At 58.6% G+C, this 21,941-nt stretch carries 21 protein-coding genes and 1 pseudogene; 5 read left to right on the top strand and 17 right to left on the bottom strand.

The window, feature by feature from the left end:
- Positions 1 to 473 (bottom strand): helix-turn-helix domain-containing protein (locus tag M653_RS0129925; RefSeq protein WP_027146606.1); only part of this gene is annotated, 473 nt, incomplete at its 3' end.
- Between the two features lie 125 nt (positions 474 to 598).
- Positions 599 to 715: pseudogene (locus tag M653_RS1000000137985) on the bottom strand (cytochrome); the annotation flags it as partial.
- Between the two features lie 716 nt (positions 716 to 1,431).
- Here M653_RS1000000137985 and M653_RS0129920 point away from each other — a divergent pair.
- Positions 1,432 to 2,544 carry an omptin family outer membrane protease gene (locus M653_RS0129920; protein WP_245262403.1) on the top strand — a complete coding sequence of 371 codons (1,113 nt, stop codon included), beginning with the start codon at positions 1,432 to 1,434 and terminating at the stop codon, positions 2,542 to 2,544.
- 710 nt (positions 2,545 to 3,254) lie between these two features.
- Here the strand turns inward: M653_RS0129920 and M653_RS1000000137135 are convergent.
- Positions 3,255 to 3,377 (bottom strand): transposase, encoded by a 123-nt coding sequence (locus M653_RS1000000137135; protein WP_156938323.1) that lies wholly within the window; start codon positions 3,375 to 3,377, stop codon positions 3,255 to 3,257.
- A 395-nt stretch (positions 3,378 to 3,772) separates the two neighbouring features.
- Between M653_RS1000000137135 and M653_RS0129910 the strand changes: the two genes are divergently transcribed.
- From M653_RS0129910 to fabG, 4 genes are all read left to right on the top strand, one after another.
- Positions 3,773 to 4,363 (top strand): NodA family N-acyltransferase, encoded by a 591-nt coding sequence (locus M653_RS0129910; RefSeq protein ID WP_027146604.1) that lies wholly within the window; start codon positions 3,773 to 3,775, stop codon positions 4,361 to 4,363.
- A gap of 230 nt (positions 4,364 to 4,593) precedes the next feature.
- On the top strand, positions 4,594 to 4,875 hold the full coding sequence (locus M653_RS0129905; protein ID WP_027146603.1) for an acyl carrier protein: 282 nt from the start codon (positions 4,594 to 4,596) through the stop codon (positions 4,873 to 4,875).
- Positions 4,876 to 6,084, top strand: coding sequence for a beta-ketoacyl-[acyl-carrier-protein] synthase family protein (locus M653_RS0129900; protein WP_027146602.1), 1,209 nt, complete (start codon positions 4,876 to 4,878; stop codon positions 6,082 to 6,084).
- Between the two features lie 228 nt (positions 6,085 to 6,312).
- Entirely contained in the window at positions 6,313 to 7,050 is a 738-nt protein-coding gene (gene fabG / locus M653_RS0129895; RefSeq protein ID WP_027146601.1) for a 3-oxoacyl-[acyl-carrier-protein] reductase, read from the top strand.
- A 201-nt stretch (positions 7,051 to 7,251) separates the two neighbouring features.
- Here fabG and M653_RS1000000136360 read toward each other — a convergent pair whose 3' ends face one another.
- The 14 genes from M653_RS1000000136360 to M653_RS01000000133955 all read right to left on the bottom strand — a co-directional run.
- Positions 7,252 to 7,620: a hypothetical protein gene (locus M653_RS1000000136360; RefSeq protein ID WP_198028856.1), complete on the bottom strand. Its 369-nt coding sequence runs from the start codon at positions 7,618 to 7,620 to the stop codon at positions 7,252 to 7,254.
- Positions 7,621 to 7,761: 141 nt separating this feature from the next.
- On the bottom strand, positions 7,762 to 8,922 hold the full coding sequence (locus M653_RS01000000133975) for a DUF4236 domain-containing protein (protein ID WP_084637045.1): 1,161 nt from the start codon (positions 8,920 to 8,922) through the stop codon (positions 7,762 to 7,764).
- Positions 8,923 to 8,970: 48 nt separating this feature from the next.
- Positions 8,971 to 10,020 carry a hypothetical protein gene (locus M653_RS01000000133970; protein WP_032936474.1) on the bottom strand — a complete coding sequence of 350 codons (1,050 nt, stop codon included), beginning with the start codon at positions 10,018 to 10,020 and terminating at the stop codon, positions 8,971 to 8,973.
- Positions 10,017 to 11,324, bottom strand: a complete 1,308-nt coding sequence (locus M653_RS1000000135150) for a hypothetical protein (RefSeq protein ID WP_051442876.1) — start codon at positions 11,322 to 11,324, stop codon at positions 10,017 to 10,019. Before M653_RS1000000135150 ends, M653_RS01000000133970 begins: the two co-directional genes overlap by 4 nt.
- Entirely contained in the window at positions 11,324 to 12,142 is an 819-nt protein-coding gene (locus tag M653_RS0129870; protein WP_027146600.1) for a hypothetical protein, read from the bottom strand. The genes M653_RS1000000135150 and M653_RS0129870 overlap by 1 nt, the downstream gene beginning before the upstream one ends.
- Complete coding sequence (locus M653_RS0129865; RefSeq protein ID WP_032936464.1) at positions 12,135 to 13,583, bottom strand: hypothetical protein; 1,449 nt, start codon at positions 13,581 to 13,583, stop codon at positions 12,135 to 12,137. The genes M653_RS0129870 and M653_RS0129865 overlap by 8 nt, the downstream gene beginning before the upstream one ends.
- A gap of 944 nt (positions 13,584 to 14,527) precedes the next feature.
- Positions 14,528 to 14,776 (bottom strand): hypothetical protein, encoded by a 249-nt coding sequence (locus tag M653_RS0129855; RefSeq protein WP_210164879.1) that lies wholly within the window; start codon positions 14,774 to 14,776, stop codon positions 14,528 to 14,530.
- Positions 14,777 to 14,911: 135 nt separating this feature from the next.
- Positions 14,912 to 15,910 (bottom strand): RelA/SpoT domain-containing protein, encoded by a 999-nt coding sequence (locus tag M653_RS0129850; protein WP_027146597.1) that lies wholly within the window; start codon positions 15,908 to 15,910, stop codon positions 14,912 to 14,914.
- A complete protein-coding gene (locus tag M653_RS0129845; protein ID WP_156938320.1) occupies positions 15,907 to 16,980 on the bottom strand; it encodes a nucleoid-associated protein in 1,074 nt (357 codons plus the stop codon). Before M653_RS0129845 ends, M653_RS0129850 begins: the two co-directional genes overlap by 4 nt.
- A 758-nt stretch (positions 16,981 to 17,738) precedes the next feature.
- Positions 17,739 to 18,500 carry a 7-cyano-7-deazaguanine synthase QueC gene (gene queC, locus M653_RS0129840; RefSeq protein ID WP_027146595.1) on the bottom strand — a complete coding sequence of 254 codons (762 nt, stop codon included), beginning with the start codon at positions 18,498 to 18,500 and terminating at the stop codon, positions 17,739 to 17,741.
- A gap of 4 nt (positions 18,501 to 18,504) precedes the next feature.
- The gene (queD, locus tag M653_RS01000000133960; RefSeq protein WP_032936461.1) at positions 18,505 to 18,858 is read right to left on the bottom strand and encodes a 6-carboxytetrahydropterin synthase QueD; all 354 of its coding nucleotides are present in this window, start codon (positions 18,856 to 18,858) and stop codon (positions 18,505 to 18,507) included.
- Positions 18,855 to 19,490 (bottom strand): 7-carboxy-7-deazaguanine synthase, encoded by a 636-nt coding sequence (gene queE / locus M653_RS0129830; RefSeq protein WP_027146594.1) that lies wholly within the window; start codon positions 19,488 to 19,490, stop codon positions 18,855 to 18,857. Before queE ends, queD begins: the two co-directional genes overlap by 4 nt.
- Positions 19,491 to 19,910: 420 nt before the next feature.
- Positions 19,911 to 20,960: an efflux RND transporter periplasmic adaptor subunit gene (locus M653_RS0129825; RefSeq protein ID WP_198028855.1), complete on the bottom strand. Its 1,050-nt coding sequence runs from the start codon at positions 20,958 to 20,960 to the stop codon at positions 19,911 to 19,913.
- A 122-nt stretch (positions 20,961 to 21,082) separates the two neighbouring features.
- Positions 21,083 to 21,941, bottom strand: an 859-nt coding sequence (locus M653_RS01000000133955; protein ID WP_245262402.1) for an MFS transporter, incomplete at its 5' end; no start/stop codon positions are given.

Below are 21,941 nucleotides of genomic sequence, written 5' to 3'. Positions count from 1 at the left end.
GTGATCGTCAGCGGATAGCAATAGCGCCGATCGGCGAGCATGAACTCGCCCTTGTAGTCGGCACACCAAAGATCATTGGGCCGATAGCCGTTTGAAAGCGGTGTCCCCGTCGCCCTGTTGCGCCTTCGCTTGCGGCGCTCGACCATGCCATGCCGGTCGAGAACCGCATGCACCGTCGAGATCGCAGGCCTGTGCACATCCGGNTANAGCCGGGCCAACCGCTCGCGTATCTTCGGCGCACCCCATGTCGGCTTGTCCTGCTTGAGGCGCACAATCAGCTCGAGTTGAAACGGAAGCTGATTGGCGTGGCGGTAAGGCCGACGCGACCGATCCGTCAGCCCCTCCAGGCCGCAGTCGTTGTAGCGCGTGAGGATCTTGTAGCCGGTCTTGCGCGAGATATCGAACTCTCGGCAAAGCACGGCCATCTTCTCGCCGTCCAGCAGACGGGCGATGAACTTCAGCCGCTCATCCATGACGTTACACTCCTTCCAAGGCACCTTGCTCTCCTTGCAAAGGGCCGAAAGTGTAACCCATCTATCCGGAATGAACTGTCACCCATCTCTCGGGAAGGGCACAGGTTACTTAGTGTCGACTGCGTGCGTAACCCGGGATGCTCGCCTCCCTCGTGCGAGACCAGCCAACCCGGCGAATCGAGAATCCCTGAATCCTTGGTGAATGCTTGCGGCCCAGCCCCAGCCCGCCGACCTGCCACCTCTCCTTTCGCTTCGGTCACGGTCATCAGCGCGCTGATTGGCGTGCTATCGCAACAGAAATCCTCCCTCAATGTTGCCGTACCGCGGTGTGATCCGCCAGCGTCGGCGACCATCGCTATCCTGAGTTCGAAGGCCGCTCACTCCGGCAGGAGATCGCTGTCGAGATGCCACACGCTGCCTCGTATTCGCAACCGCGCTCGCTGGCGGCGTTTTCGAGCCGAGGGTGTCCCGACCCCAGATCCCGCGTCGACAAACGCGCGCCGGCGTTCGCGCCTGACTAGGAAATCCGGGATGTGCGCGCCTTCTCCGGAGCGGAGGTTGCGGGAAAGCTCGACCACGCGTCGACTTCGTCAAAAGTCGGGAAGGCAGCTAAGGTCTCATGCCAGCGGTGTCCCAAAGGGGACCTCTGGCCGCGGGAGACCGCCTCCTTGATGCCCCTGTCCGATATCCGACAATGTCGGCTGTCAGACACCGCCTCTGACGGTCATCCCTTTGTTTTCAAAGGGAGCTTAGTTGGCACGATCTATGATGGGTGGGGCCTGCGGGAAGGGAGAGCATCAACAGGTCAGGCGCACTGAAGCATAGCGTTGCCCCGAGCAGGATGCCGATCGCTGCATTCCCCTGTGGCAACGGAAGCAAGCTTTTGTGACCTTGTCGCGAGGGGCACGGCTCTGCTCACAGCGTCCAATCGGATTCATTTTAGCAACGAGGAAGCCCAGTGACACCCCACAACTGCGATGCCAACGAGAAAATACGGATAACGCAAAAAGCCGTGCTTGCCTTTACGATCTCTTACACCGCTTCCCGGTCCCTGCTCGTCGCAGTTGGCCGCCGCTTCTATCGCACATGCACTGCACAGCTCGCAGAAAACAGCCGCGCAATCTTGATCGGTCTTGTTGCTTTCTGCACGTCCTCGACAAGTGCCATGGCTGCTGATCAGACAATTTACGCTGCGCCTGACGACGGCCTCATATTTCTCGGTGGTGTCGGGTATACTTGGCTCAAAGCCAACGAGCTCATCTTGGACGAGGCAGGCCATCATATCAGCCAACTGATCTGGGAAACGCAGGCGCCGGTTCTGACCACCGGCTTCAAGGCTGAGATGGATAACCGTTGGACGATCTCGGCTAGCGCTATGACTGCTTTGTCGGGCAACAGCTACATGGAGGATTACGATTGGGTTGATTTGAAGTTTAAGAAGCCTCCGGACAACGTGAACTTTAATTGGGACCGTTGGTGGGATCTGTCGGTGCATCCCGACACCAGGCTCAACCGCTACATCAATATCGACATCGCAGTCGGCCACGACTTCCCGATCGGCAATGCCACGACCCTCAATCTGCATGGCGGCTTTAAATACACCAACATCAAGTGGACTGCTTACGGAGGTTTGGGAGTCTACAGCTATGATGGCTTCCGTAACCGGCACAGGTCGTTCCCGCCCGGCGAACCCGGCATCACCTACGAGCAGCGTTTTCCGGGCGTATTCCTTGGCGCGGAGATAACGACGAAGCTCGGTGACTGGACCTTGTCGGGGTTGCTTCGTGGCGGCCGGATGGTCAATCCCGAGGCTGACGACTACCATTGGTTGAGGGGACTTCTATTCGAAGATCGCTTCAGCTCGATCGACTTCATCTCGCTCGGCGCCAAGGCCAATTATCAAGTGACTGAGAGCGTCAGCATCTTTCTCGCGGCCGACATGGACAGCTACCTCCGAGAGAGAGGCGACGTGACGGTGTCCGGTGCCAAAGGCGCTCGGCTCCACAAGGGCGCAGCTGGCATGGACTTCCACGCCGTCACCACATCGGTCGGCTTCAAGTTCAAGTTTTGAATCCTTCGGAAGCTGATATCGCAACTTCGGGCGGTCAGCGAGAGTGCGTCTTGCAGTCGATGGACATCGCATTGGAGCGCGAAGGCAAGAAGGAGCTGCCATATCTTGCATTCAGGTTAGATGTCCATGGGTATGGCCATGCCGGTGGGGCACGGGCGGGGGACGGAAACCTTGGCAGGGTTCCTGTTGAGGTTCTCTCAAAGCCCCCTGGCATGGTTCACGGGATACCTCGACGCTCCTGAGAAAGCGCAGAAAAATTCGCCGAGATGGACGCTGGTACCTAACCGGCCATGTTGGTTGGAAGGACGACGATGGCCATTTTCCCCTTTCATCGCGGGATGACGAAGTCGTCATCCTTGCCGGGCGACCGAATTGGTCCGTATCGAGTCTAATGGCTCTCGCGCCCGCCCGCGGTGAGAATGGGCCATGATTGGAATTCCCGACGACGTTCAGGCGGCGAAGCTCGTCTTGGCTGCAGCAGCCGCATAGCGGAACGGCTCCCTCGTCTTGGAGGATGACGGCGAGCTTGTGCGCCACCGCAACCTTTGCCTTCTTGAAGCCGGCGCCCTTGGCGATCCGCGGGCCCAGGCCTTCAGAGAAGAGAAGCTAACCTGTCGCGTGAGGATCACATTGGCGACTTCATATAGGTGGGTTCGCGTGAGCTAGTCACCGCGCTGGGAGAGACGCCGGATTCGATTGACCCTCCGGATTCATAGCGCCTGGGCGCCGGCCTTGGAGGATCGACGGAAGCGGGAGGCATCGTCATAAGTCGAGGCAACCGACAGCGCGATGACGGCGCCGACGCCGGGAGCCGTCATGAACAGGCGGGCCATGGCATTCTGTTTCGCGGCAGCGCGAACGCGGGCGTCAAAAACCTGATCCGTTCGGATATGAGGCAAGCCTTTGAACCGCATTTTAGCTATCCATTATGTGGATGCCTCAAATCGAAACAAACGATTTGATCGGTTTTGCAGAACGCCGCATAGGGACAATTCAAGAAAGCCCCTTAAAGGAAGTTGTCGATGTTTGCGTTAGCTCCTAGGAGCATTTTTGGCCCGCGTAGCATTTTCTGGTGCACGCCTTCTGGTGTTCGCCGAACCTCCCAAGCCGCGTGCCCATTGTGGCTGGGTTCTTCGGTCCGCGCAAGCCACGTCGTCGGCTCGCGGCAACAGGCTCTTTCCTGCACAGGTGCTTACCTCAAGAAACAGCAATAAAGACGAGGTCTTCCATGCGTTCTGACGTGCGGTGGCGGTTGTGCTGGGAAAATGAATTGCAACTGGCCGACCATGCCGAACTGTCCGACTTCTTCCGAACGAACTATGGACGGACTGGGGCCTTCCACGCAAAGCCATTCCAAGGCGGCCGCAGTTGGGGCGGTGCGAGGCCGGAATTCCGCGCAATCGGCTACGATGCGCACGGCTTAGCGGCTCACATTGGCATACTGCGCCGGTTCATCAAAGTTGGCGAGGTCGATCTATTGGTGGCCGAACTGGGATTGTATGGGATCCGTCCGGATCTTGAAGGACTCGGAATAAGCTTTTCACTGGGCGTTGTGTTTCCAGTGCTGCAGCAGCTTCGGGTTCCATTCGCTTTCGGCACGGTTCGGCACGCGATGCGCAACCATGTTGAGAGGTTCTGTCGAGGCGGTCTGGCGACCGTTATTTCGGGCGTTCGCGTACGGTCGACGCTCCCAGATGTGCATCCCGACCTGCCGCCCACGCGCCTTGAAGACGTGCTCCTCTTGGTCTCGCCAATTGGACGCTCGATGGACGAGTGGCCGTCCGGTAGCCTGATCGACCGAAACGGTCCGGAGTTATGATGCGGGCTACATACCAAGAGGTACTGACGCTGACCTTTCACGAGCAATTCATTCTTGCCGGCGACCCTCTTCGTCATCGGCACGCCTGCCGCAGAACGCCGGAACTCATCCGGCTCTAATGAGCATTGGGCTTCGTCGGCTGGCAAGCTTAATGGCTATTTTTGCCACGCCGCCGGTCTCAGGACGAGCCGCATCCACGTCAAAATAAGCTGAAATGGGAAAGGAACACAATGGCTGATCAACTTACAACGGAAATCATTGCCATAATCAAGAAACGGGTCGAAGCGGAGAGCGGCGAGGAAACGACTGCTTCCATCGTCGGCGAAATAACGGCTGAGACGGAAATGACCGAGCTTGGCATCGATTCACTGGGATTAGCTGACGTGCTCTGGGATTTGGAGCAAGCCTACGGCATCAAAATCGAAATGAACACGGCCGAGGCGTGGACGGGTGTTCAGAATGTCGGCGGCATGGTTGAAGCCATGCGCGGCTTGCTTGCTAAGGTGGCTTGAATGGACAGGCGCGTCGTCATCACCGGAATAGGCGGGTTGTGCGGACTGGGCACCGACGTCGCCTCCATTTGGACAGGGATGCGCGAAGGCCTCTCCGCCATCGGCCCGATTGTCAATGCAGACCTTCATGAGCTGAAGGGCATGATCGGCGCCGAGATCAAGGCGCTGCCTGAGCACGACCTTGACCGCAGGCAGCTCGTCTCCATGGCCCGCTTCAGCCTTCTTTCTGTTCTTGCGGCGCACGAAGCGATGCGAGAGGCCGGACTTTCCTGCGATGAAGGAAACGCCCATCGCTTCGGCGCGACGGTCGGCGTCGGCTTCGGCGGCTGGGACGCGGCCGAAAAAGCATATCGCGCCCTGCTTTTAGGCGGCGCGACCCGCATTGATCTCATGACTGGAGTAAAGGCGATGCCGAGCGCAGCTGCCTGCCACGTCAGCATGAGCCTCGGCCTGCGCGGGCCGGTCTTCGGCGCCACGTCCGCCTGTGCCTCGGCCAACCATGCGATCGCCTCGGCCGTCGACCAGATCAGGTACGGCCGGGCCGACGTGATGCTTGCCGGAGGCAGCGACGCGCCATTTGTGTTTATTGTGATGAAATCGTGGGAGGCGATGCGCGTACTCGCTCCGGATACTTGCCGGCCCTTCTCCGCCGACAGGAGGGGCTTGGTGCTGGGCGAGGGTGCGGGTATGGCCGTGCTGGAAAGCTATGAGCATGCCAAGGCACGCGGCGCCACGATCCTTGCCGAGATCGCTGGCATCGGGCTTTCCGCCGATGCCTTCCACATCGCTGCGCCGACTGTCGAGGGGCCGGAAGCGGCGATGCGCGCCTGCCTTGCGGATGCCGGGTTGAATGCCGAGGATGTGCAGTACTTAAACGCGCATGGCACCGGCACGAAGGCCAACGATGAAATCGAAACAGCGGCGATCAGGCGCGTCTTCGGTAATCATGCCAATTCGATGTCCGTCTCTTCCACCAAGTCCACCCACGGGCATTGCCTCGGTGCAGCGAGTGCGCTTGAAATGATCGCCTGTGTGATGGCGATCAAAGACGGTGTTGTGCCGCCGACCGCCAATTATCGCCAGCCAGACCCCAATTGCGATCTCGACGTCACGCCCAATGTTGCGCGCGAGCGCAAGGTGCGCGTGGCCATGAGCAACGCCTTCGCCATGGGCGGACTGAACGCAGTTTTAGCATTCAAACAGGTGTAGAAGCCCAGCGAGATGCCTCCCGCAAAGGTCACCGACCCGTATCGTCACTCCGTCGGTCCGGCTGAATGTTGCATGCAGTATTTGGCGTAACCCCCAGCACGAAGCCTCAGATGAGGTGATCACGTTGTCGAGCGGCGCCGCGCATCCCGTGGCCGAGACCGACCGCAGCAAAGGCCTGTAAATTGCACAATTCATCACCGGCCTGCACGATTGAGAAGAGGATAAGAAATGTTCGAATTGAATGGCCGCAAGGCGCTCGTCACCGGCGCAACGGGAGGCATCGGTGAGGCGATCGCCAGGGTGCTGCATGCTCAGGGCGCGATCGTCGGACTCCATGGCACGCGCATCGAGAAACTGGAAACGCTGGCGGGTGAGCTCGGCGACCGGGTCAAGCTGTTTCCGGCCAATCTGTCGAACCGCGATGAAGTCAAGGCGCTCGGCCAGAAGGCGGAGGCAGATCTCGAGGGCGTCGACATTCTGGTCAACAATGCCGGCATCACGAAGGACGGGCTGTTCGTGCGCATGTCCGACGCCGACTGGGACAGCGTGCTCGAGGTCAACCTGACAGCCGTGTTCCGGCTGACCCGCGAACTCACCCATCCGATGATGCGGCGCCGGCACGGCCGCATCATCAACATCACTTCGGTCTCCGGCGTCACCGGCAATGCCGGCCAGACCAATTACTCAGCCTCCAAGGCTGGCATGATCGGGTTTTCCAAGTCGCTGGCGCAGGAGATCGCCGCCCGAAGCATCACGGTCAACTGCGTCGCCCCGGGCTTCATCGAATCGGCGATGACCGACAAGCTCAACGACAAGCAGAAAGAAGCGATCATGGCGGCGATCCCCACGAAGCGCATGGGCACCAGCGACGAAGTCGCTTCCGCAGTCGCCTACCTCGCTTCCAATGGAGCTGCCTACGTCACCGGTCAGACAATTCACGTGAATGGCGGCATGGCGATGCTTTGAGCAGGGGCAGACCGGAGTCTCCAAAATGGCCTTGGGTGACCGCGGTCCGTGACCTCCGCAACCACACTGTCTGGCACGTGAACGTCCGCGACCTGTGTCCGGCCTGGCTGTGACCAGAAGCTTATGGCTGTAGATTTCCAGCTCGTCATTGCCTGCGTCCGGTGGATAAATGGATCACCAGCCTGGACAAGCTTATTGCGCTCAATGCTGAGTTCGTCGTGCCTGGCCGCCATATTTCAACTGCGTGCCGGCGTTGATGAATTGATCGTAGGGCAGAGCGGTACCGAACGCATCGCAACCGTCAAATCGCCCCGGTGTGATCGGGATGATTGTGGTTATAGAGGATCGCACGGCATCAACCGGGCTGGCCGAGGTGTGGAGAATGATCGGGCTGCCTTCGGCCTGGCTCACGGTGACGTTGCTGGCGGAATACCCGATGGCCGTGTAGACGCCCCCTTTTTCGACGCGTTTGCGGAATCCTGAACGCGCTTTCAGAAATCGTCGGCAGCGAAAGCCGGAGACGCCGAGCGTTGTTACGATACCTATGACGAGACCTTCGTTGCGTTTCAAAATGAGCCTGACATCTTACCTTTATCTGCTCAAGACCATGCCTCTGGGGATGGCGCGCGGCACATGCCGACAATGTGGCTCTGTAAGATAACCTCCTATCTTCTCGAGCCGTTTACAGGTCGCACAGGGCGGGTATTCGTGTCAGCCCCGGGGTGAGGGTCCACGTGCGTCCATCTTTGTGGCCTTGCGGCTAGAGCCTAGATGCAAGGCCGCGAGTGCCATTAGAGCCTGGCAAAAAGGCTGACTCACGCCCGTCCTGGAGAATTCCAAGAGTTCGTTCAGTCCAGTCGCACTGGAGAGGCGCAAGGCTTCGTAGCGGCAGACGGGAATCTGCCGATTGTTTTTGAATCGCCTGTCCGGCCCACCGCTTTTGTTAGGGTGGGCCCAAGTATGTGCAACCACTTCAGCGTCGGACGGAACTCTCCCCGTCTCGATGAAATTGCTCGGAGCAAACTGTGTATGGAGATCGGCGTATCCAACCGCGCCGAAGCGGTTGCCGTCCTTCACGAGGACGAGATCTGGCATGAAATAGAGAACCTGCCGTCCTACGTGCATCGAAGGCGGTGTAACGTTGCTGCGAACGACGTGCGGTAAGGTGTTTGCAAGTGTTGTGGGCTTTTTGTCGACCAGCATGCTGGCCCCGGCATTGCGCTTCCAAGTTGTCAGATCCTGGATCTTGCCGCCGGCAGCGACATGCCACCTTCCTGCGCATCGAGTGAGCGTTTCGAAGGCGGCAACCAGCCCGCCATAGGCAGCTTCGGCGTCTTGCTCCAGATCATAATAGAGCACGATTACCCTGAGGTAGCCATCAAACCATTTGCCAATGAGCATGCCCGGCAGAAAAGCAGCGGTCCCCAGCACAGGCCCGGAACCTCCGAGCGCTTTCCCAACAAGGAACCCGGCTATTCCGAATAGAACTGCTAGCGCCACGGAGAGCCGCTTCTGCGATTGCCTGGCGTTGATTTCATCGAGCACATTTGCAAACGTCTCATCCCGCATGTCCATAACGTCGCCGGACTCGATCTCTCTCATCACGACGTCATCAGTGATGTATTGTGGGGCCGACGGTTGCGGTTGAGCTTGCGACGTGTGACGGGTTGGCTGTTGGACACTCTTTTTCGCGCCGGCTTTTCCGAGCGTGCCGCGATAGTAGAGACCGCCTAGGCCTGCGTGGATATAGTGGCCGCGCGGCCCCGTTCCGATCCGAAGACCTTTTACACCAACCGAGACGCCGACCCCGCCTGACGAAAAGTTGAAGCGGAACGGACCTGCACCGATCGATTTTCGAACGTAAAACCCCATTCCCAGAGCCCCCAACCCAAATGCTAAGCCACTAGCATTCTTTCCCACTCACGACTTCGATCCCCCAGCCGGCGCGAGGTCGGTTTCGCGGGAGCGCTGCCTCACCCTGATTTCAATTCGTCGTCTCGCCTTCACGTCGCCGGCCTGCGCTCCGTCGGTCAGATGGTCGCCAGGCAATATCAGCTGGCCACCCGACATCGGCAGGATGGTGAACCGTTTCAGCTCGGGCATATCGCGAAGGATGCTCGTGACCGAGATTGCACGTGCCAGCCCAAGGCCGGCGTTGTCGGCCGGATGAAGCGTACCGACTTCTACCTTGCGGGCCAGGACCGGTTGGAGACCTTTATCCATGTTCGATAACTGACCGGACATGGCCTGCTCGTCCGTATGTCCAATCACCTCGATGACGTCGACGCCGTATGATGTTGCAATGCCCGCAATCGTCTTCGACAGGTCGCGCAACCGCAGCCTGAAGCTATCGGAAAGCTCCGCACTTCCGGTATCGAAATTATAGCCGTCGAGTTCGCTGAGACTGATGATCGGCGGCCAATCGTGCGGCTTGGCGGCCATCGCAGGCGCGTCTGCCTTCTTCAAGGCGTCTGAAAGGTCCTTCGAGGTCTTGGCCGTACCAACGTAGCCAAACTCGTTCAGCACCTTCGTGCGCTCGATCATCGTTTTGGCTTGATCAGCGTCGACATCGTTGTCGGAAAGGACCCTCGTGACCGGGGCCAGTTTCACCGCTTCTTGAACCGAAAGCCCTGCCTTTTTGATGCTTTCAATGTTCTCTTTGGCCAGGACCAGCTCACGCCATTGCTGGTCGGGCACGTTGCGCCCTGTCGCGGGTTTGACCATTTCATTCAGCTGAGCAAGGAGCCGCTTGTTTTCCTCGTCGAGCTTACGCGATTCCTGCTTGAGGGACTGGGCAATCTTCTGTGCCTCTGCAGCCTCTTTCTGCTTCTTGGCGATAATTGCGCCGGCTGCAAGCAGCAGGCAGAACACCAAAAGCAGCATCGTCTCGGCCATCGTCAGCCCCAGGATCAGGCCGCGGCCGTAGCCCTTACGCTCAAAAGCGACCGCCGTTCCGCCGACCTCGCTCACCGGCCCCACCAGCCGCTTTTTCGCGGCGGTTCAGCCTTCTCTGGCGCGCCGCCTAAGGATTGGAAGGAATCGCTTTGCGCACCTTCGGAGATGGTGACTATTGCCTCTTCACCAACACTGGCGGCAGGTGTCCCTGCGCGTGCTGGATCGATTGCTATGGCGTCGTTGGCAGCATGGCTGGCGCGAGCCGCCTGCAGACTCTTTTCTGCAATTATTGCAACGAGTTCGCTCGTATCCTTACTCTGCTTTTGCATCACTGCCGCAAGCGCTTCGGTTAGGCGCTGCTGCGCTTGAACATTCTCCGCTGTCCTCTCTGCCGCGGCTGCCGCCCGCTCTACACCACTCGCCACCTTCGCCACTGCGTCAGCGAGACCGGCCATACGAGCTTGTTGCTCCTGCGAGGCCGTCTCGGTCTTGACCGCATACTGGGCGACAGCGCTGCCCAGGAGCTTTACCATGGGCGCCAGATCGTTCTTTAGCACCTCGTCAGGCACGACAACTCTTTCCAGCTTCGTGGCCACCGTGTCAGCTTGTTCGCCGAGCTTACCGACCGACGAAGACATCGAGCTGTTGGCTTTGTCGAGCAAATCAGCAGCAGCTTCGACCCGCTGCGCAATCGAAGAGAACTGACTTTCGACCTGCCCGAAATTGTCTTTAAGCGCATCACTGAGCTTGCCAGATGCCTCCTGGACCGGCTTGATCGATTCCATGGCGATCTTGTCCAATGCGGATCTTATGTGCTCGCCGTTCCGCTCTGCTTGCACGGCAATCTCTGCGAAGCCCTCTTCGAGCATTTGATGGCTGACGCGGCGAAAGTCAGCAAACTCCCTGGTGACGCTCTCCATCTCGGCTCTTACTCGCCGAGTCATATCGGCGAGTTCGTGCCTGGCCGTCCGCTCGATGTCGGCCGGATCCCGGCGCATCTGATTGTAGAAAATTCTGAGCGCGATGCCGGTGATGGTCGACGTAATAGCGATACCGAAGTTGCGAACGATTGCATCAGTGGAGCCTTCCGACCCGAACTGGAACAACGACACGCCAAGGCTCGTGAGCGTGAACAGAAAGCCCATATAGTAAAGATTGTCGCCGGTCTGCTCATCGTGAAGGCGCAGCTTTCCAGTGAAGATCGAAACGCCGAGATAAAAGAGCATCAGGCATACAGGTGCACCCGCGGCCGCGATCGGGTTTACACCTGAGAGCTTCGCAATGGCGATGAAAACGCAGCCTCCGAGCGTCAAAGCCGCGAAGACAACAAGCGGGAAGCCTCGATGCCCCAATAGGGAATTGTCGTGCTTTCTCGACATCAATTTAACCCCTCCAAGCCAACCAGCTTTTGGAACTCGCCGTGGTGGCTTTGGACCCATTGCGTCCAGAACTCGGCATGGTCGAGCGACTGAAACGGCTTCTTTGCCCGGTCGATGTAGAGAATTGTGACGTCCACTCCATCAAGGGAGGTGCCGTAAGTCCGATCGGCAGCGCTATTGACGTATTTCTGGTAGTCGAGCCCGGATCGGTACTGCGAATAAAGCGGCGTATGTTCGATCATGTCCGAGGCGACCACCAATCGCTTTGCGCGACCCTGTTTCGCCAAGCTGCTGTCGAAGAACGACAATTTGATCTGCTGAATGCCGGCCATGATCGGAGACTGGCTGGCGGAGGCAGCATTCCGAATTTGATCAGGAAGCTTGTTCAAAGGATCGCCAAAGGCGCCTTCCCACTTCTTTTGACGACGCACAGGGTTGTTGGTCCAACTATCCACCGTCGACCCATCGCCAGGATTGCACCCATCGAACATCACGGTCAGGTCGCCCGGCTCAGAGTTCAGCGTGTAAATTCTCACATATCCGCCTGGCTCAACCCGCCCGATTGTCTTGCGGAACTCGTTCTTCAGATCGGCCATCGTCGTTGTCGAAATCGGATCCGTGGCATCGACGAGAACAGCCGTGAGACTGGTTGGCCCGTCCAACGGACAATTCGTGCTGGCGTCGATCTGACCCTTGCCAGATCGTGACCACATCCAGCCAAAGCCGGCCAGCATCGCAACGGAAAGCAGCCCAAGGGCGACAGCCGCGACGGTCGTGCCCGCATGGCCGTTCTTGCGCCTGCGAGCTCGCCTAGCCATTCACGCTATCCGGATGAAGTTTGTCGAGCTCGCGGTACTTCTCAATCCCCCGCTCGCACTCCTGGCCGATAAGGCGGACTTGACTATTGAGCTCTTCTTGCGCCTCGCGGATGGATGCGCCAACGTCCCCCTCGCTCCACTCCCCGTCACCGGAAATTTGAGGTTTGATGCGATCGAGCTTGTAAGGCGCCCCGAAATGTTTGGGGGCAGGCTCTTTCCTCGCCTGTATGTTCGCTTCCCTGTATTTCGACAGAAGCTGGTTGCAGGCTCGCTCCAACTGGTCCTGATGCTGTGCAAAAAGCGCCAGAAGTCTGGACCGATGATCGACGATCGCACGATGCTCCCTGCGACGGCTGCCGAGTTCCTTGACGATGTCCTCAACCTTTTCATTGTGGTCGTCGCGAACATCTTGCAGTTCTTCAATCAACTCCCTCTTCCGGTCGATATAATCCTGCCGCTTACGGACCAGCCGATTTTCGACGCCAGCGTAACCCGGATACGGGTCAAGTACGAACCAGCCGTCAATAAATGCGAAAATCGAAAACATGAGGCCAATCGCAAACAGCAGCCACGACTTCACGTCCATAAGGCCCGCCGGATTGGCAAGCATGTTTCGGATGACCTCTGTGCCGGCGCCATCCGCGAGCGAGCCACTCACCTCGCGATAGTGCGCCAGCGCCAGATTTATGGTCACGGCCAGAGCGACATAGACAACGATCGAGAAAATCCCGACCAGCTTCCCAAAGACCGACCGGTGGGTGACCAGGCGGGCGCAGAAAACCGCGAGAAGCAATGCGGCGCCGATGTTGATGAACGAGAATGCTGCTGCCTCCAGGATGCCGCCAAAGAACCCCTGCTCATTCCCTTTGGCAAGGAAACTCCCGTTCATCCCTGTTTCGACAAGAAAAAGGAGCAGCAGCAGCGAGAGCCGCAAAAGATGAGCCGCGCCGTGCTGGACGCGCGCCGCGCGAACCAATCCGTGCTTCTCTTTGAACCAGGCGTGCTCTTTCTCAGCGTCGTCGAGAGCCCTTCTTAATCCATGGAGTTCATCCAGCCCGACCGTAACCGAAGCTTTGAAGTCTGATACGCTGGCCGCGTTCGCCTGACGGATGAGACCGAACTGTTCTTCGAAATCGAGGCCGGCGAGACGTCCGCCGAGAAGCTGCAGGTTGTCCTCTAGAGTATGATAGGAAGCCTTTTTCTCGTCCTCGACCCGTTCAATGATCGCATGTTCGAGATCGTCGAGATTCTTGGCGGTCTTCGGGGGCTGGTTGCCCTCGCCACGCTCTTTCCCGCGACCAGCGAGATCCATATCGCGATCAATCTTGGCGACATCCAAGCTGCTGAAAAGCTGGGTGCTCGCTCGGAAATCATGATTGGAATCGCGCAGAGACTCGCGCAGCCGATTCAGTTTTTCGAATTTAGAACCCACGCCCTTCATAATCCTAATTCTTTTCGCCCCCAAGCAGAATGCTTTCTATGCACAGTAGCGCTAAAGGGCAACCATAGGCGTTCGACCATCGTCGGTTCGGCACCGGTGAAATTCGGCAATGGTCGGCCACACGATCGGGCCACCGCATTCGCCCCAACGGGATCAATGCGTCTGAGAGCTGTTTGGACGATGCGAAGGAGTGAGTTCGAGACGCGGTGAATCTGGTAGGATTGCCTGAGCGAAATTGCGTTCCTGCGCATTCGGGCTCGACCCGCACTGCAACCCCGGATCCTCCGGGGTGTGCCACCAGATGCGAGGGGCTGACGCCGCCAACTGTTGGAAGCGACGCAAAGCCCATGCTTAGCCGACCACATAACGGCATCTTCCGCCTGCTTCGAGCAGGGGTTGAAAACCGTGCCATCTTCCACATGCCATTACAGATCGGCCGAGCGGTGGTAATGGACGCTGTTCCAGAAGTCCACAACCTGTCGCGAAGCACGGCAACCACAGGGAGACGCTGGAAGGCGAGGCAAAAGCGCTCGGCAGCACATAGCTGCCGACACCATTGTTGTCGCATCGGCACCGACATGGCACAATGTGCGGATGCCCGCAGATACTCGCCCCTCGAATGTTTTGACGGTGGCCGAATTGGCCGATCCTAAGCGTGCCGTAAGTGCCGCGATCGAGCTTTACGGGCGCGACGCTGCGACTGCGGTAGCTTGGTCCGCGCTAGAGGCGAATTTTGCTGGTCGAAACGCCGACTACCGCTTTTGGTGCCTGGTTTTTCGAGAACTGGCCGACGGAAGCATGAAGCAATAACAAGGCCTCCGTCGGCTTTGACCGGCGGGCAGTTCTTACGGGGAAAGGCCGCGGGGTGGGACGTGCGGTCGGCGTCACGACCCTGATGTTTCGGAGTTGTTCCCACCGCACGAAAAAAGCTCAGGCGCGGACGGTCAGACTGAGACTCCGCAAACCATCTTGAGCACGGCAAGCCTAATTTTCGCCAGTTTTCGTACTGACGCGAGAAAATTGTGATCGGCAGACTCCGCGACGAAGACCAAGGTCATCAGATCCAGCAAGAATTGGTGGATTGCGTCAGCCGTCATTGCCGACTCGAATTGATGCAGCATCGCCCGCGCATCGTTGACTGTTTCACCTTTGGGCGCATCGATCAACGCTTCAAGTCTTTCGAAAATTTCCAATTCGGCAATCCCCTCAGTGGGCGCTGAAATTTCCACAATCACAGTTGCGGCGTACTGCGATCGCCTTACAGACACCTGACGTAACGCGCCCAAGTCTCGGCTGCGCCTTACATCGGCGCCGCCGCCGAAAGGCGACTACCCCTTCGCTGCGGCCCGAGCCAAGCCGAGATCACTGTATATTGGGCCGAGCTCTTGGTCAGTAAGCGGGCCATTCTCAGGCGCACCGCGAGGCGCAACTTTGATGGCCCAATAGACCAAAAGTATAGCGGGCTGACGGAATAACAGGTCTGTTGGGGCGCGTTCTCTAATACGGTCCGCCAGAAAGGCTTTGTCATGAAGAAACTGCTTTAGGTTTTCCTCGAAGCCCTCCTTCGCCCACTGGCCAAAGTGATCAATCAGCAACGTATCCAGCGGCGACGGCTGAGGCTCCAACCCCGTAAATGAGGGGTACAAGCGGTCGACAGCTGCTGATACCAGGCGACTTGGAGCCAGTGCCGCATCCAACCATTCCCTTACCCTCATGAAGTAGTCGTCCGTGGCCTCCATCAGGGCCATGCTCTTAGCGGCCGAACGCTTCACTTCAGGCGAGGCTTGGACGCTAGGCTTGTATATCGTGTCGTGCGTTAATTCGCTGTAGGCGTGCTGGAGTAACGTGCGGACCTGAATCTCGCAGGGTTTACCGGCCTCGACGATCACATCATCAAATGTCAACTCCTCCTTTGACCGAACTATGTAGTGAACTGACTGATAGTCGAATTCGTACGGCCGCTGCCTTCGCTCCTCTTCGTAGTCCCGCGCGAGGACAGCTGTCCAATTCGGGCATCTCTTGATTACCCTCTCTACAACCTTGATGTCGGACGAGACCAAGACGACGACACGCAAACCGACCTTGTCTTCGATATCGTTGTAGGGATCCGCATAGGGTTTTCCCCGCCTGAAAGCTTTGGTCAAGAGCGACGACTCGTCTTTTGTCCGTGGCCTGATCGGGATACGGAGGAAAAGCTCGACAGCCGTTGGTTTAATTTCCTCGGCGATGGCATCAGTCAATGTCGCAGAGACAAAATTTCCCCAAGCAGCATACATCGGGCGCTCGGCGCGCCACCGCTCGAGTAGCTTGGTTTCGCGGTCCGTCATTGCTCGCCCGTTAAGCGCTCACGGATGATAACCCGCGTCCAGCTATTGCTATCGCCGAGGATCCCGTCAGCTGGAATTGGCTCCATATGCACCTTGGTCTTCAGTGCCTCGGGTGAAGCGGAGAGCTCAATGTCTCCGCCAAACTTTAGCCGACGCCTGCGAAGTCGACTGCCCATCTGCGACGTGTCTCTCACGACTGCATTCGGCGTGAACTTCCTGTTGGTCATGAAATCGGCATATGGATCTTGGAGTTCTGCCGGAAAAAATCTACTGCCAAACTGGTCAGCGGTGAACGTCGGATCTTGTTCGTCCCGAACGAACACATAGAGGCTATCGACCATATCACGCTTCTTCTCGGGCTGCAGGTCTGAGCCACGAATGAACTCCTTTGTCAGATCGAAGAACCGCATGGTCTCGTAGGGACCGTCGCTGGGCAACGCGCAGCCAAGAAAGCCATCGTAGAAATACGTTGCTGCGGCCTCTCGATTGCCGGCGGAGATGTTGCTATCGAAAATGAAGGCGCGCCGGCCCTCGGGCTTCGGTTTTGTCGTGTCATCAAACGCCATCACGCCAATCTTATAAAGACGTGTTGCAGGTGTGAGAAAGATATTGTTCAGGAACTCGATTATGGCAATTGCGCCCGCAAGAGAACGCCGGAAGCCTTGTTGGATTTCCGCCTTGATTACGCCGATAAACGGAACCGACACTGCGCCCACCGTCCCGTTGAACACAATGACCATGCCGCCCGGTATACGCCGGGCCAGCTGTGACTCAGCAAGCTTGGTGGCCAATTCCTTGGAGCCTAGTAGGAACGCTGCGTCGTCGGAACCGATGAGTCCTTCTGCACATTCCAAGAAGCTGCCGGCACCGACCTTCACAATCCGCATCTGCAGGCTTTGGGTCTGACCCGACAATGCATCGGTCATCCGAAGTCGAAAGGCGCCCATAGCCTCAGCGCTCAGGGATTCCAGATTATTGGAATACGCCGGTGGCTGAATAGATCTGTCGTCGTTGCGGCGAAAAACCTCGTGAACCGCAAGGCGGTGAACCTTTAGATTTTCAAATAACATAGCTGTCCCGTCTGTCCTATAGTGCAACTACGTGGACGTATGCTGGCTGGGTAAAGAATTCTCTCACGTCAAAGCGGTGGAAGGAATGTCCGCCGAAAGTCGCGCCAAGGAGAGCTTTCCGATCTCTGCCCACACAGGCGATGGGTCCGGCGGAACAAGTCGTCCTCCCGAGGTCGGATTGCACGTTCAAGGTGGCGAGCCTGCTTGGCTCCGCGACGATCCCCAATTCGCGCCCCGACGCCACACACAAGAATTCCACGGAGAAAAGAACTGCCGTAGCATCCTCTCGGTGACGAACTCGCGTGAATATCCTTCACTCTCGTGACCAGGCCAGGGGGGCTGCAAACGCTGGCGCGGTATTGTCGGCCTCTCCTGTGTTTCTTCCACGAATGGTTCGCGCTGTCCCGTCATAGCCTCTCCAGTTCTATTACGAGGCTCCGGCATAGCCTTTCGTAAGCTGCGGCCCCCCGGGGCAAGGGTGTGATCCCGCGGCGATGCCGAGAGCCTGGCTCCGATGCTTAGGATCGATTCGAACTGTGGATCACGATAAGAGAGAGAGTCATTGCGCCATTCGATGCGATCTCACTGTCGTCGGCGACGTGTTGCGGATGACACTGCATCAGTCGTGCCAAGGGAGAACCCTCCTTAATTACAACGAGGTCCGCCGAAACCGCTCTGTCGGGTGTCCAACATTTCGTTGCACTTCGCACAATGCTGCTCAGCGTGCTTTCATGCTCATGCTGTACTGTGTATGCGAGCTAAACCTGCAGGCGCGCCGACGCCAAATTGCTTTGTGGGCGCGCGTTCGGGTTCGACCTGCAGGAGAGGAAGCGTTCCCAACCTTGGGCGCGCAGTTCGCATGCTGGACAGGCCCCGCATCCGAAGCCCCAGGCGTGAGCGTGCTCGCGGTCGCCATTGTAGCAGGTGTGGGTTTCCTCACGGATGAGCTTGACCAGCGTCTCGTTTCCTAGCCGCTCCGCCAGCGCCCAGGTCTGCGCCTTGTCGATCCACATCAACGGAGTATGGATGACAAAGCGCTTCTCCATCCCAAGATTCAGAGCGACTTGCATCGCTTTGATCGTGTCGTCTCGGCAATCGGGGTAGCCCGAGTAATCCGTCTCGCAGACGCCAGCTACCAAATGCCTTACGCCTCGGCGATAAGCGACGGCGGCCGCGAACGTCAAGAAGAGAAGGTTGCGCCCAGGCACGAAGGTGTTCGGGAGCCCATTCTCCTGCATCGCGATTTCGACACTGTGGGTGAGCGCCGTTTCGCTCAAATTTGCGAGCACCGCTATATCGACGAGGTGATCCTCGCCCAGTCGAGCACTCCAACCCGCAAAGTCCCTCCGCAATTGCTCGAGCACGCGCCGGCGGACGTCTAATTCGACCCGATGACGCTGCCTGTAATCAAAGCCGATCGTCTCGACGCGCGCGAATGTCTCAAGCGCCCAGGCCAAACAGGTGGTTGAATCCTGGCCGCCGGAGAAGAGAACGAGCGCAGACTCGGAATCTTGTTGCATCGTCTCACCCTTCATATTCAGCCCAGCATTGCGGCGTCTCCCAAACTATTACCGACGCAATTTGCGGCAGGACGGGTTTTAATCGGTCCCAGATCCAGATCGCGATATTTTCGGCGGTCGGATTTGTTAGACCCTCGATCTCATTGAGGCAGTGATGGTCAAGGCGCTGCAAAAGCGGCGCGAAAGCAGCCTCGATGTCGAAGAAATCCACGACAAAACCCGTGTCCGGATCAACTGTGCCTGCGAGACGGAGGTCCACCCGGTATGAGTGGCCATGCATTCGATGGCAGCGATGGGATTCGGGTACCCGGGGAAGGCGGTGAGCTGCCTCAAAGGTGAAAGCTTGCGTGATTTTCATGGAATTCCCAAGAGCTTGTGGGTTTGAAGGGTGAGCTGCCAGCGTGGATTAGCAAGGCAATAGGCGACCGCGGCCGCGGTGTTCGCGTCGCGTTCAGGTCCATCCATCGGTTGGAGCAGCAGGTGGTCGAATGCCAGGCCTTCGAAGCACTCTGGCTCGGCATTCAGCTGAGGATAAACAAGCTTAAGTTCGTCCCCGGCCCTAACCGCGAGTGGAGCACCGGCCTTAGGACTGACACACAGCCAGTCGATCCCAGCCGGCGGATGGATGGTGCCGTTGGTCTCTACAGCAATTTCAAAACCTGCGGCGTGCAGTGCCTGGATCAGCTCTTCATCAACCTGCAGAAGGGGTTCCCCTCCGGTAAGGACGACAAGGCCCTCCCTTCCCACCGACCCGCGCCAGGCCCGTTCAACGGCGGATGCAAGCCCCTGTGCGGTCGCAAAGCGTCCGCCCGCAGAGCCCTTCGTACCAACGAAATCGGTATCGCAGAATCTGCAGATTGCCGTAGCGCGGTCGGCTTCCCGGCCAGACCATAGGTTACATCCCGCGAAGCGACAAAATACGGCGGCCCGCCCCGTATTACGTCCCTCACCTTGCAGCGTATAGAAGATCTCCTTGACGGCGTATGACATCGCTAAGCTACCTTCGATTGAGCGGGTGACGTACCTGCCACGCCTGGGGCGAGAATGCCGTCGGAACGCGCGTTCTGGACAGCGCTCTCGCTTCCATCCCCGAAGACTCGCTCACCCCGAGCAGGGAGCTAACGTCAGAGGGCGGCAGCCGAGCGGAGGCTTCTCGCTCTTGGTAGAATGTCATCGTATGAATCACCTGAACCGCATGTCCTTATCTGAATGGTTTCGGGATGATGCTCCAGCTCGAAATGTCGGCCTGCTTCATCCCGGATCTTCTGCAGGCCGGGCCTGTATGGTGTCCATGGCCTTCGTAGTCCAGCGAGATGTGCACGATACATCCCAGCGGCACCCTTTCGGCCTTGGCGAGGCAATCCTTTGGGAAGCGTTGATGGTCGCGAGCGTTGGCAAGACAATGGTCGGTCAGTCCGTGTCGGTGATGCCGCTGTCCTTCTGTAGAATAATCTTTTCGCCCTCCGCGAGGCCAGCAACGATCTCTGCGTGGGTTTGGTTCACCAGACCCACACGCACGCGGCGTGACTCGGTCGCGCCGTCTCCTTTCTCGACCTTCGCGTAGTACAAACCTTGCGGATCTGGGCCGACGAGCGCACCCCTCGGGGCAAGCAACACATTATCAACCGCGCTCACCGTAATCGTCACCTCGGCGGTCATCATCGGCAGAAGCTTCCCGTCCGTGTTTGGTGCCTCGAAAACCACATTGTAACAGACAGCCTGCGGCTCCCCCGAGCAGCCGCTGCCACGAGGTGCCCGGCTCGTCAGGAGAGTTGATGGCGCTGGCTCTACTTCCATCACCACGCTAGCTCGGTTCGTCTTTCTGTCTCCGGCGGTGGTGAAATGCACCGGCTGCCCCACCTTGACGCGCGCGACATCTGCTTCGGAAACTTGCACTCGCGCCCTCATCACATCGGTCTGCCCGATGACAGCAATCACCCGCGAGGTCTGCGGCTGTTCCCCTTTGGGCTCGAGAGCGATCACCCGTCCGTCTATCGGGGCTGTGATCTGTGTAGAGTCGAGATCCTTTTGGGCCTTTGCGACCCCGGCAGCCGCTTCTTCGACCTTTGCTGTCGATTCCTCGAGCTTGGCGCTGGCAATCCCGGCGGCGACTTCGGCATCCTGAAGAGCCGCGCTCGAAACGACTTGGCTCGCAGAGAGTTGGCGCTGACGCCCGAGGGCTCGCTCGGCCCGATCGAGCTCGAACTGCGCCAAGCGTTGGGCCGCCTGCTTCTGGGAAAGCAAAGCCCTCGCCACGCGCATTCGGTTCTGCTGCTCGAAAGAATCCATTTCCGCAATAAGATCACCTGCGTGAACGCTGTCCCGCAAGCTGACGTGAAACTTCATCAATTGGGCCGAGACGCGCGTATCGATTTGAACAAGCGATGAGGGTTCCAGAATGCCGATTGCAGATACGGTGTCCGCCAGCGAGCCCCGCTTTACAACAGCGGCCGGTGCCAAACTGGACGATTGCCTGCTTGGCGCTGAAGCGACCCAAACAGCTGCGCCAACAGCACAAGCGCAAAGCCCAAGGAGGAAAACACATCGTCTCATGATCTCATACCAGTCGCTGATTTTGGCTGCTAGAATTCCGAGGAAAGCTTGGGAGCCGGACCGGGCCGGCAGTCGGTCGGTTGCTTCCTTATTTCCTCGTACTCCCACCCCTTTTGGATCGTAGTCATTTCGTCGCTCTCTTTTGGCGGCAGCGACGAATCTCTATTATCCTTCTGATCCGACCCTTCGGCTTCTGATGCCGAGGTGTGCCTACGCGTCTGCGTCTGCAGAACAGTCCGACGATCAAGCGACTGCAGCAGCACGGCGACGCTCGCCGCCAGCAGGGCGAGCACTGCCCCGACCAGCGGCAAATTGGCGTAGGAAACGCCCCAGGAGAGCGCCACGCCGCCGATCCACGCGCCGCCGGCATTGCCGAGGTTGAAGGCGCCCTGGTTCAGCGTGGCGGCGAGGTTCGGTCCTTCGGAAGCCGCATCGACGACACGGATCTGCAGCGGCGGCACGACGACGAAGATGAGCAGGCCCCACAGGAAAACGATGCCGGCGGCAACGCTGGCGATCGCGCCGAACTGCATGAAGGCGACCAACAGCAGGGCCATCAACAGCAAGGTGGCGATCACCGTCGGCATCGGTTTCCACTCGGCCAGCCTGCCGCCGATGATGTTGCCGATAGTCATGCCGGCGCCGAACAGCAAAAGCACCCAGGTGACCGCCGCGGTCGACAGGCCCGATACTTCGGTGAGGTAGGGTTTGATGTAGGTGAAGACGGCGAGTAGGCTGGCTGAGGTCAGCGCCGCGATCAGCATCGCCAGCCAGACCTGCAGCTTGCCGAGCACGCGGACTTCGGCGCGTAGGCCGCCGCCGCTCGGTTCCGTGACGTCGGACGGCACCAGCCAGGCGATGGCCGCGACCGAGATCAGGCCGATGCCG

This window comes from Mesorhizobium sp. WSM3626, from assembly GCF_000513935.1.
GTDB classification, from domain to species: domain Bacteria; phylum Pseudomonadota; class Alphaproteobacteria; order Rhizobiales; family Rhizobiaceae; genus Mesorhizobium; species Mesorhizobium salmacidum.
Note: the sequence above shows the minus strand (reverse complement) of the source record. Positions and strands in the feature narration are given on the sequence as shown.